The organism is Mycobacterium sp. 1465703.0, from assembly GCF_001672975.1.
Classification (GTDB): Bacteria; Actinomycetota; Actinomycetes; order Mycobacteriales; family Mycobacteriaceae; genus Mycobacterium.
The window spans coordinates 22,619-33,195 of sequence record NZ_LZKU01000252.1; the positions used below are offsets into that span (position 1 = coordinate 22,619).

Below are 10,577 nucleotides of genomic sequence, written 5' to 3' on the forward strand. Positions count from 1 at the left end.
ATCGGCGCCCTTGTCCTGCCGAGCCGTCCGCGGCCCTGCATAACCGTTCCGAACTCCCAAGTTGGGCCGGTTGGCGGCTATTCCTAACGAATCCTGACACGCGGCCGCAATGTGGTACACAGTGGCTATGTCCGCGCTGACCCATCAATATCGTTGAGAGCCCCAGCGTGCGCGACGACCGAATTCTGACTGCGGGTCAGACGTGCTGGCGCACGGCGCACGCCGATCGATGCGCCGCGATCATCGACGCCGCCGACTACTTCAAACACGCGAAGGCGGCGATGCTGCGGGCCCGCCACCGAATCATGCTGATCGGCTGGGACTTCGACTCACGCGTGACTTTCGAGCGGGGCGAGAAGGCACTCCCCGGGCCGAACCAGCTGGGCGCCTTCCTGTATTGGATGCTGTGGAAACGACCTGGTCTGGATATCTATCTACTGAAGTCCAATCTGCGTCTGCTTCCGGCCTTCGACGGAGTGTGGTTCGGCATCACGCCCGTGTCGCTGCTGAATCAGATCAGCAGCAAGCGAATGCACCTGGCCATCGACGGCGCCCACCCGCTCGGCTCTGTGCACCATCAGAAAATCGTGGTCGTCGACGATGTGGTGGCGTTTTGCGGAGGCATCGATCTCACTGTCGAACGATGGGACACCCCCGCGCATGAGCATGCCAATCAGCACCGGCGGACGACGGGGCGCAGCTATGGACCGCGACACGATGTCGGCCTAGCCGTCGACGGTGCCGCGGCCCGCGCACTCGGCGAGCAAGCCCTGGCGCGGTGGCAGACCGCGACCAAACAATCGTTGTCGCCGGTCCAGGCCAAGCACAGCGCCTGGCCCAGCAAGCTGGAACCGAGGCTGCGCAACGTGGAGGTCGCAATCGCGCGCACGGTGCCGGAGCTCGACGACCGGCCAGAAGTCCGGGAGGTGGAGGCACTCAACCTGGCCGCAGTCGCGGCGGCACGCGACACGATCTACGTGGAGAACCAGTACCTGGCGTCCCGGACCATTGTCCGAGCACTGGCTGCGCGGCTGCGCGAAGACGACGGTCCAGAGATTCTCATCGTGCTGGCCCGGCGCGGCAACAACCCGCTCGAACGGGGAACCATGGACAGCGCGCGCCACCGCCTCATCCGGCTGCTCTGGGAAGCCGATGAGCATGGCCGGTTGGGCGTCTATTGGCCGGTGACCGACGGTGGTGCCCCGATCTACGTCCATTCGAAGGTGCTGGTGGTCGACGACCGGCTGCTGCGTATCGGTTCCTCGAATTTCAACAACCGGTCAATGGGGTTCGACAGCGAGTGCGACGTGGCCGTCGAGGCCCAGCCTGCCGATCCCGAACACGATGACCTGCGCCGCGAAATCGCCTCGGTGCGAAACGAATTGGTGGCAGAGCACCTGGGCGTCGCGGTGGACGAGTTGGAACGGGCGATCGGCGAACACGGTTCCGTCCTCAAGGCGGTCGAGGCCCTTCGGGGAGACGGCAAGACGCTGCGGCGATTCACCGAGCGCACCGTCGCCGATGAGGCCGGCCCGCTGGCCGAAAACGACCTGATGGATCCTGACCACGTCCCACGTTCGCTGACCCGCAGCGTGCAGCGGTTCATCACCGGCCTTCGGGGTTGACCGCGATTTGGGTGTGGGTTGAGCCGAACTCGGCTTAGTGTGGGCAGAAGTGCCGGTGGACTAAGGACGAGCACCAATGAGCATCGACGACGAATCCGTCACCACGCTGGAGGATCTGCGCGGGGATCTGGCGCTGCGATACAAGCGGACGCCGACCGGTGGGAGCTCGGTGGACAGCGCGATCGTCGAGGCCGACATGGCGGCGCTGGACCGCGACGGCTACGTCATATGGGAGAACCTGCTCAGCGACCAGCAGTGCTCGCAGATCCGTGAGGTGGTGAGCCCTTGGCTCGGGCACACCGGACGCAACTCATTCGAGGGCCTGCGCACCCAGCGCATCTACAGCGTGCTGAGTAGGACCCGGGTGTGCGATCGGCTTGTCGATAACCCTCGGGTGCTCGCGGTGCTCGACCGGCTACTGATGCCCAATTACCTGCTTTCGGCGTTGCAAGCCATCAACATTCAGCCCGGCGAGGCCGCGCAGCTCGCACATCACGACGACGGCTTCTACCCGATTCCACGGCCCCGGGAACCGCTGGCGGCCGCGACGATCTGGGCGATCGACGACTTCACCGCCGACAACGGCGCCACGGTCATCTACCCGGGCAGCCACCGCTGGGGCAAGCGCCGGCCGGGCCCGGAAGATCGGCCGGTACCCGTCGTCATGCCCGCCGGCTCGTGCGTCTTCTTCGTGGGCACGGTGTGGCACGGCGGAGGCGCGAACGGCACCGACCGCGAACGCCTCGCTGTCACCGCGCAGTACTGCCAACCGTGGCTACGCCCGATGGAGGCGTTCTCCTTGTCGATATCGCGCGACATCGCACGCGCGGTGTCCGATGACATTCGCCGCATGCTGGGTTACAGCATCCACCCGCCGTTCGTCGGCAATGTCGACGGCCTGCACCCGTTGCGGCTGTTGGACGTTGAGCCGGAGTCCTAGACTTTTCGACACCTTTCGCCCCGGCGGAACCCTGCGCTCCGCCCTGCGTGCGCCATTCAGCTTTGCCGTGCGGACTGTCTCGATCCCCTATTCCCCGGTTTCAACCGCCGCGACCTGGTTATTCTCGGTTCTGACATGACGCGTCGAGCGGGCCCGCCCGTCGAGCCACAGGCAGATTCAGCGACGGCCGGGCCCCGGAATCGCTCACACCGCAACCACTTGATTGTGGCCGGTGCCAAGGTGCTGGCCGCGTTGGTATCGCTGAGCGTGGTGGCCGTCATCGGCATCGCCTGGCACACCTACCGGAGTGCGTCGGCGGGCATCACCAGGTCCGAGGCGTTGGCCGACGACGAACCCGCATCGACCGACAGCGACCAGAACATCCTGATCATGGGCCTGGACAGCCGTCGCGACCAGCAGGGCCGGCCGCTGCCGGCCGAGATCTACGACGCTCTGCACGCAGGCAATGAGGATTCCGCCGACGGCGATTCCGACGCGCTCATCGTTGTCCACCTGCCCGCCGGCGGCGCCCCGGCCACCGCAATCTCGATCCCCCGCGACGACTACGTCGATCTGGCCGGATGCCCCACCTCGGATTGCCGCGGCAAGATCAAGGAGGCCTACAGCTACGCCTACCAGCGAGTGATGGCCGGCCACGACTCCGCCGGCGTGCAGACAGATCCGACCCGGCTTCAAGGGCAGGACTCCGCGGCGAAAGAACAGGCCGCGCGGGAGGCGGGCCGCAAAGCCGAGATCAGCACCGTCAAGAGCCTGCTGCACATCCCGATCGACCACTTCGTCGAAGTCACCTTGGCCGGGTTCTTCCAAATCGCACAGGTGGTCCAACCGATCACCGTGTGCCTCAACGCGGACACCTCCGACCGCTACTACTCCGGCGCGGACTTTCATCGAGGCACGCAGCAGATCAGCGCCGCCCAGGCAATGGCCTTCGTTCGGCAACGCCGCGACCCCAACGACGCGGCGTTCACCGACCTTGATCGAAGCCGGCGCCAGCAGGCGTTCATCGTCTCGGTGGTCAGCGCGATGCGCCGCGGCGGAGCGTTGTCGGACCCCACCCGGCTGCGGGCCCTGTTGAACGTCGCCAAGCAAAACGTCGCAGTGGACTCCGGTTTCGACTTTGACGGTTTGGTTCGTAATGCCTTGGCGTTCGCCGACAGACCGGTCACGCTCTACACGCTGCCGGTCACCGGTTTCGGCGAAATCTCGAACGGCGCATTCGTGAACTTCATCGACGTACCCACCATCCGCTCCATCGTGCACAACCTGGTGGCCGCCGATTCGCCTTCAGCGGCCTCGACCAGCAGCCTCACCCCAACAGTTCAACCGGACGCCGGCGCACAGAGCACCACGGGCAGCGTCACCCTCGACGTGGTCAACGCATCAGGCCAGCAGGGCGAAGCCGCAAGCCTCGAAAATTCCTTGGCCACAGGGAAATTCACACAGGGCAAGGTCAGTACCGCAGATTCCACCATCGAGACGAGCACCATCAGCTACGGACCCGGCGCGAAGGTGGCGGCCACCGAACTCGCCGACGAATTCGACATCGCTGCGACGGCGTCCGACAGCGTCGCACGCGACTCGGTGCGGCTGACCGTCGGGACTGATTTCTCGCGGTTTGGCCACAACCGCGATTACACGTCGGAAACGTCGGCCACAACCGCCGCGGCACCGGTCACCACCGTGCCCGCCACCGGCACCCAAGAGCCGGCCGTCACCAACCTGTCGCGAATGACCACCGACAACATCCCGTGCGTGAAATGACAAGACGCTAACGAGGTTTCGGACCACCAGAAGTTGGGGGTGTGGAACCGTAGAGATGCAAGGCCCGCGCCGCCGTCGTAGCTACCGCACCCCGGAGATTTGAGATGGGCGCACTGCCCCGGACATGGATTGCGTTCGACAGCAAAATGACATACGTATCCGAGCCTGGGTCAATCCACAGCGTCGTCCCGGTAAAACCGGTGTTGCCGAAGCTGCCGATGGGGAAGATCATGCCTCGCGGCTTGGAGAACGCCGTATCGATATCCCATCCAAAACCAAACAGGCTTTGCCCCTCGATCGCCGGATAATTCGGGGCCAACAGTGGATTCGTGGTGTTGGGACTCTTCGCGATGGCTTCTTGGGTGGCCCGGTTGGCCGCTTCGACCTGTCGGTCGGTGTGGCCGGGCTGCTGGGGAGTCGTCATCAACTCGAGAGTCGCCTGCTGCAAAGGGAACTCACTCGGGCGCCCGGCTAGCCGGTCAAGCAGTGACTGCGCATAGACGCCGACATCGTGGGCCGTCGAGAACACGCCGGCATTGCCGGCCACTCCTCCCATGCGGCGCGCGGTCGGGTCATGCACCGTACCCCGCAGCAGGGCATAGAAATCCGGATTCTTGCTCGGGTCGTCTCGGCTTTCCTCGTCACGCGCGGTCGGTGCGACGCGCGGCAGAAGACTAGTGCTCCATGTCTCTGCGGGACAAGGAGGTACCTGATGATCCGCTGACCCGGCAGCCCACGCCACCGCCGACCCTTTCACCACATGCGGCCCGCACGCTTTGGCCACCGGAAGGTAGCGGGTGTCTGGCAGGCGCAGCGGCGCAAACACGTTGCGCTGCACGTACGCATCTTCGGCCTCACCGGTGATTTTCTCGAGCATCGCTCCAAGCAGGATGTAGTTGATGTCGGAGTAACGGAAAACCTCACCGGGACCGGACTGCAGCGGCGTGCTGAGCGCACGATGGATGCCTTCGGCTTTGTCGGGTCCGCCCAGTCCCCACGGATCTTGCAGGCTGACGTCAATCCCTTCGCCGGACGTGTTGGTCAGCAACATGCGAACCGTGACTTCCGCCCGCCGTGGATCGTTCGCAGGGTTGAAGTCGGGCAGATACTTCTGCACCGGGTCGTCGAACGCAACCTTGCCCTGTTCGTAGAGCTGCATGATGGCGACCGCCGTTGCGAGGCACTTCGTCAATGACGCCAAGTCGAAGATGGTGTCCTCGGTCATCGGCTCGGCGGGTGCCGGTGCTCCGTCCAGCCCTGGTTCGCCGTCCAGTTTGCGCGACCCGTACGCCTGGTGGAAGACGACCTTGCCGCCGTGCCCGACCACCACCACGCCACCCGGGAGACGATTTGCGGCGATCGCGTCGTTCATCAGCGTGGAGACCGCTGCGAACTCGGGTGCGGGCGCCTCGGCTGCGGGAGGGGCTTCCGTCGCCGGCGCCCGCGTCGGCGCGGGCGGCGGCGGGCGGTCGGTGACCGGCGTGTGTTTGGTAAAGACCCACGGGGAAGCCGCGATGAGGCCGAGTAATACAACGGCGACAACAACCGTCTTGCGTGGCGATGGTGGCCGGATCATCCACCTGCCCCTGACTGCCGGCATATCGCAAGGGTAAGTCGACGGCGTGGCGCCACGCACGAGAATGTCGGCCGGCGGCAACGTCGCGCGCCATTGCGACGTGCCGCCGATCCGGCACACAGTCTTGACGAGACGGGATCCGCCTCAAGCACAACGGTTTTCGGTGACAGCCCAATTCCGCACACCGGGCGCCGGACAGTTTCACGCGGATGCATAGGGCTGCTTACGGTAGCGTTGACGCCGCAGACTCGCGACACCTGATCACGGCCGTGTTGCCGGGACGGAGCAAGCGGTGAGGGGTCATCGCCATTGATGCCCCGCAGGCGGTGGGTTGCCGTGCTGGCGGGCACGATGGCGGCTGCGGTCACGCTGACGACGCAATGCGGCGCTCCCCGGCCCACGATGGCCGAGCCCACCGCATCGTCGACGGTTAACCGGCCGCCACCACCACCCAACCAGACGGTTTGGCCGGTCACCGCCGCGGAACTCGGCGCGAGCTGGCGGCCCGGCTGCCCGGTGGAACCCGAACAGCTACGACGAGTCGAGGTCGACCACATTGGTTTCGACGGCCAGACCCACCGGGGCGAGCTGATCGTTCATGAGGACTTGGTGCCGGAGGTCATCATGCTTTTCGACCAGCTCCGGCGAGTGGGCTTCCCCATCGAGAAGATTCGCACGGCCGACCACTATCCGGCCGCAGACGACGAGCTATCCATGGAAGACAACAACACATCGGCGTTCAACTGCCGAAGCATCCCGGGAAGCCACCACTGGTCGCAACACGCCTATGGTCGGGCCGTCGACCTCAATCCGCGCCTCAACCCCTGCCTCTACCCCGACGGCACCTTCCAACCTCGTAATGCGGCGGACTACCTGGACCGCAGCCGCACCGACCCTGGACTCTTACACGACGGCGATCCCGCCGTACGCGTCTTCACGGACCACGGCTGGCAATGGGGAAGGTACTGGAGGGCTCCCATCGACTATCAGCATTTCGAGCGGCCCTGAACCGCCCTCTGGAAGAATGGAGCGATGCCGCGTTCATTCGACGTCCTGGCCGAGTCGCCCGCCACTGTCGAGCAAATTCATGCCGCATTCAGTCGCGAAGACTATTGGCTGGCCCGCATCGCGGCCGGTGGCGCCAACGTCACGTTGGACAAGCTGGTGGTCGACGCCGACGACACGGTGACCGTGTGCACGACCCAGCACCTGGGCCGTCAGCTGCTGCCGGGGCCGGTCTCCAAACTCGTTAACGGTGACTTGAAGATCGTCCAGACCGAGACTTGGCGGCCCGACGGTGACCGGCAGGTACGCGGGCACGTCAGCGTCTCGGCTTCCGGCGGATTGGGGTCAGGTCATGCGGACACTTGGCTGGCGCCGACGGACGACGGCGGATCACAACTGCGCACCGCACTGAGGGTGCAGATCAAAATTCCCCTGGTGGGCGGCAAGCTGGAGAAAACCATCGGAGCCGATTTGGCTAAGGGCATCCCTGAGATGATGCGCTTCGTTACCACGTGGATCATCGAAAACACCTAGGCATACCTCGTCGGCCGATGTCGCAGTGACCATTCCCGGCGACTACTGGCGGGCAGTCACTTAGACGTGGGCGGGCATGCTGTCCCAGCCGCGCACCGCCGAGGACGACGAGAATACCGCGGCGTCAAGGTCGACCTCCCAATCGGGAAACCGAGTCATGATCTCGTCCAGCGCAATTCGTCCCTCGATCCGCGCGAGTGCGTTGCCCAGGCCCACCAGCGCGCGGTTGACGTCATCGAACCGGGCTCAGTGCATAGAAGTCATGTTCGGTGTTGTAGTACAGCGGCGCGTTCTCGCGGATGCGCCGGAACATCGGATAAGGATCGGCGTTGAGGTCGACGTCCCACGGGTCGTAGTACAGATCGTCGGCGGTCCTGATGGTCATGAGCTTCCTGTCTACGGCGTCTGTGCGTCGGCGCCGAAGGCTTCACGATGCAATTCGATCAAGGCATGAAGCTGCTCGAGGTAGTGCTGCAACGAATGATGAACGAAGCGAGCCGACAACGTTGTGGTGCCGCCGTCGGCCAACTCCCGCAACGTTTCCGTCGTCGCTTCGGGCTTTCCGGCCGGATCAAGGGGTTGCTCGGCCGGCATCACCACCTCGAAGTCGGGCGGTAACTCGAACTGCCGCAGCCAGTCCGCCGCGGTGTGGATCGACACGTAGTACGGACACCAACCCTCGGCAAGGGTGACCGCTCGCCGTAGCGAACGTCGCGTCCGCCCGCCGACCCAGATCGGCATGTGCGGTTGTATCGCGCAGGGATCCACGGTCAGCCCGCTGAACGAGTAGAACTCACCGTGATAGGCCGGTTCATTGTTCGGCAGCGCCGCTCGCAGCGCCTTCAACGCGTCATCGCCGCGAGCGCCGCGGTCGTCGAAATGCACGCCGAGCAGGTCGAACTCCTCTTTGAGCGAGCCGACGCCGACACCCAGGATCACCCGTCCACCGCTGACGTGATCGAGTGTGCCGTACCGCTTCACGATTGCCAACGGATGGTGATATCCCAACACCAAGGTCATGGTGGCGAATCGAATTCGCGTGGTGCGCGCCGCGACATAGCCGAATGTGGCGAGTGGATCCCAGTAGCGTGCCTCGCGCCGCCCGGATTCGCTCGCGGGTATACCGATGTGCTCGCTGCAGGTCATGTGGTGATAGCCGAGCCGATCCGCGACCTCCGCGACCCGGCCGATGTCGTCGATACCGGCGTCCTTCTCCCACTCCAGTGCCGCACCCGCGACGTTGGTGACGACCGGGGTGGCGATGCCGAGCTTCACAGCAGCGGCTCTTCACCCGCGAGAATGGTTCGGTGCATGAGGCGGCCGCTGTCAACCGCGTACGGCCATACCCGGTGCATGGTTCCGGTGTTGTCCCAGATGAGCAGGTCACCAGGCTGCCACTCATGCCGGTAGACGTACTGCGGTTGGGTGGCCCAATCACGAAGGCGCGCAAGCAGTGCGCGGCTTTCCTCTACCGGCAAGCCGATGACATAGTCTGCCGTCGCGCCCAACAGCAGTGACTTGCGGCCGGATTGATGAGTCCACACGATCGGGCAAGCCTTGGTGGGCGACTTCTGCCAGAACGCCACTTCGTCATAACTCATCTCCGGGGTGACGTAATACTGGGAGCGCTCCGCACTGTGCACCACACGCAGCTCCGCTATCGCTTCCTTCTCCGCTTCCGGAAGGTCCTCGTAGGCCGCATAGGTGTTGCAGAATTCGGTCTGCCCGCCGGTCTCGGAGAGCTGCACTGCCCGCAGCAGCGTGGCCAAGTTCGGCAACGGCTGCAGCGACCCATCGAAGTGCCAAAACATCGATCCCTGTAGGTATTTGGCCCGCTGATTCACCTTCTCGTCCAGGGAAATCTTATTGATGCCACCCTGGCCCTCGTTGGCGACCAGAGTCCCGAGGGTCTCGGCGATGGCGACCTGCTGCTCGTCGTCGATGTTTAACCCGCGGAAAAACACGACACCGCGCTGCTCGAGAATTTCGCGAATGGTGGCGGCCTCCCGCCCGCTCAGCAGCGTGTCGAGGTCGGTCCTGATCTCGCTGCCGATGCTCGGTGTGAGGTCGACGATTTCCAGCTGTGCCGAACTGAGTCCCATGGTCTTAACTGACTCTCGTGAGAATGGTGTTGGCCGAATGCTTTACCCGCGGCTGCTTCCACAGTTCGACCGCCAACGAGACGGTGATCAGCGAGTAGAGCAGGTTGCGCAGATTCGCGACGTCGTCCGGCAACGGCTCGGAGTAGTCGAACTTGTCGATGTAGGCGACGGCTTCCTCGGCAAACGGGAACACCGCATCGTAGAAGGCCCGGATCTCCTCCATGGAGCTGTTGACGCGTTTGATGTAGCGCTGGTGGCCATCCTCGATCGCCCACTCGGGAACCAGGTGTTCGAGCTGCGAGAATTCCGGTGGCAGAACGGGTTTCATCGGAAACCGGCCTTCGCCGCTTCACCGGCCTCGACGTAATCGCCGACCACCTTGTGTAGATGACGCAGCAGAATCTCCTCGTCATTCATGGTGAAATGCGTCAGGGCACCACTGTTGAGCATCGCCTGCAAGCCTTCGGAGGGGCTGGCATCCTCGAGGATGATGTCGTTGAGATAGGTCACCGTCAGCTCCTGGCCGAGTCGCTCCTTGTGGGTCTTCGGCGGCGGATAGAACATCTCGACTTCGAACAGATGTGAGTGCGGGCCGGTCGGCCAATGCGTGTGTGTGCTGAAACCGGACGAACCGAAGATCACGACGAAGTTCGGAAAGAACTGGAACGAATCGAAGCCGTATTTGTCCGATCGAGTGGGATTGAGCCCCGGCGGCATTGGACCGCGATCGGTGCGCTTGTTCCAGGGACCCGCCGCGCTGGCTTCCAACACGCATTCGATGGGCTTGGAATACGGCGTCTTTTGCGAAGGCTCGCCGGAGAAGGAAAACATTCGATGCGGGCCCTTCAGCTGGTAGGCCAGCGCGTCGGTGAACGGGTTGGGCTGGTCGAACGCATCCCTGGCCTCTGCGGTGAGAGCGCCGAACGATGATGCGTGCAAATACGGTCCGTGATAACTCTCGGCGAAGCTGTCGACGAAAATCTTCCAGTTGCACTGCAACTCGGCGGAGAACT

11 protein-coding genes and 1 pseudogene are annotated in these 10,577 nt (G+C 64.1%); 5 read left to right on the plus strand and 7 right to left on the minus strand.

The window, feature by feature from the left end; genetic code table 11:
- Nucleotides 1-167 precede the first annotated feature (167 nt).
- The 3 genes from A5625_RS23765 to A5625_RS23775 all read left to right on the plus strand — a co-directional run bounded on the left by A5625_RS23765 (nucleotide 168) and on the right by A5625_RS23775 (nucleotide 4,347).
- On the plus strand, nucleotides 168-1,625 hold the full coding sequence (locus A5625_RS23765; RefSeq protein ID WP_066999926.1) for a phospholipase D-like domain-containing protein: 1,458 nt from the start codon (nucleotides 168-170) through the stop codon (nucleotides 1,623-1,625).
- Nucleotides 1,626-1,701: 76 nt separating this feature from the next.
- Nucleotides 1,702-2,565, plus strand: a complete 864-nt coding sequence (locus A5625_RS23770) for a phytanoyl-CoA dioxygenase family protein (protein WP_066999930.1) — start codon at nucleotides 1,702-1,704, stop codon at nucleotides 2,563-2,565.
- Between the two features lie 135 nt (nucleotides 2,566-2,700).
- The gene (locus tag A5625_RS23775; RefSeq protein ID WP_082984533.1) at nucleotides 2,701-4,347 is read left to right on the plus strand and encodes an LCP family protein; all 1,647 of its coding nucleotides are present in this window, start codon (nucleotides 2,701-2,703) and stop codon (nucleotides 4,345-4,347) included.
- A 7-nt stretch (nucleotides 4,348-4,354) separates the two neighbouring features.
- Here A5625_RS23775 and A5625_RS23780 read toward each other — a convergent pair whose 3' ends face one another.
- Nucleotides 4,355-5,923, minus strand: a complete 1,569-nt coding sequence (locus tag A5625_RS23780) for a serine hydrolase domain-containing protein (RefSeq protein WP_369830037.1) — start codon at nucleotides 5,921-5,923, stop codon at nucleotides 4,355-4,357.
- A gap of 312 nt (nucleotides 5,924-6,235) precedes the next feature.
- On the opposite strand from A5625_RS23780, the gene A5625_RS23785 reads away from it, so the two are divergent.
- Nucleotides 6,236-6,931 (plus strand): M15 family metallopeptidase, encoded by a 696-nt coding sequence (locus A5625_RS23785; RefSeq protein WP_066999933.1) that lies wholly within the window; start codon nucleotides 6,236-6,238, stop codon nucleotides 6,929-6,931.
- Nucleotides 6,932-6,955: 24 nt separating this feature from the next.
- Complete coding sequence (locus A5625_RS23790) at nucleotides 6,956-7,462, plus strand: DUF2505 domain-containing protein (protein WP_066999936.1); 507 nt, start codon at nucleotides 6,956-6,958, stop codon at nucleotides 7,460-7,462.
- Between the two features lie 60 nt (nucleotides 7,463-7,522).
- On the opposite strand, the gene A5625_RS29315 is transcribed toward A5625_RS23790, so the two are convergent.
- The 6 genes and pseudogenes from A5625_RS29315 to A5625_RS23810 all read right to left on the minus strand — a co-directional run.
- Entirely contained in the window at nucleotides 7,523-7,678 is a 156-nt protein-coding gene (locus A5625_RS29315; RefSeq protein WP_197516210.1) for a hypothetical protein, read from the minus strand.
- Nucleotides 7,676-7,847: pseudogene (locus A5625_RS29320) on the minus strand (cytochrome P450); the annotation flags it as partial. The gene A5625_RS29315 and the pseudogene A5625_RS29320, both read right to left, overlap by 3 nt.
- Before the next feature lie 11 nt (nucleotides 7,848-7,858).
- The gene (locus A5625_RS23795; protein ID WP_066999939.1) at nucleotides 7,859-8,737 is read right to left on the minus strand and encodes a TIGR03619 family F420-dependent LLM class oxidoreductase; all 879 of its coding nucleotides are present in this window, start codon (nucleotides 8,735-8,737) and stop codon (nucleotides 7,859-7,861) included.
- Nucleotides 8,734-9,564: a TauD/TfdA family dioxygenase gene (locus tag A5625_RS23800; RefSeq protein ID WP_066999942.1), complete on the minus strand. Its 831-nt coding sequence runs from the start codon at nucleotides 9,562-9,564 to the stop codon at nucleotides 8,734-8,736. The genes A5625_RS23795 and A5625_RS23800 overlap by 4 nt, the downstream gene beginning before the upstream one ends.
- A gap of 4 nt (nucleotides 9,565-9,568) precedes the next feature.
- Nucleotides 9,569-9,892, minus strand: coding sequence for a hypothetical protein (locus tag A5625_RS23805; RefSeq protein WP_066999946.1), 324 nt, complete (start codon nucleotides 9,890-9,892; stop codon nucleotides 9,569-9,571).
- Nucleotides 9,889-10,577: RHO alpha subunit C-terminal catalytic domain-containing protein (locus A5625_RS23810; protein ID WP_255398027.1), on the minus strand; the 689-nt coding region annotated here is incomplete at its 5' end. The genes A5625_RS23805 and A5625_RS23810, both read right to left, overlap by 4 nt.

Bases quoted from the DNA above. Each gene is read 5' to 3' on its own strand.
- A5625_RS23780 (WP_369830037.1), bottom strand. From the start codon at position 5,923: ATGATCCGGCCACCATCGCCACGCAAGACGGTTGTTGTCGCCGTTGTA.
- A5625_RS23770 (WP_066999930.1), top strand. From the start codon at position 1,702: ATGAGCATCGACGACGAATCCGTCACCACGCTGGAGGATCTGCGCGGG.
- A5625_RS23785 (WP_066999933.1), top strand. From the start codon at position 6,236: ATGCCCCGCAGGCGGTGGGTTGCCGTGCTGGCGGGCACGATGGCGGCT.
- A5625_RS23800 (WP_066999942.1), bottom strand. From the start codon at position 9,564: ATGGGACTCAGTTCGGCACAGCTGGAAATCGTCGACCTCACACCGAGC.
- A5625_RS23805 (WP_066999946.1), bottom strand. From the start codon at position 9,892: ATGAAACCCGTTCTGCCACCGGAATTCTCGCAGCTCGAACACCTGGTT.
- A5625_RS23790 (WP_066999936.1), top strand. From the start codon at position 6,956: ATGCCGCGTTCATTCGACGTCCTGGCCGAGTCGCCCGCCACTGTCGAG.
- A5625_RS23775 (WP_082984533.1), top strand. From the start codon at position 2,701: ATGACGCGTCGAGCGGGCCCGCCCGTCGAGCCACAGGCAGATTCAGCG.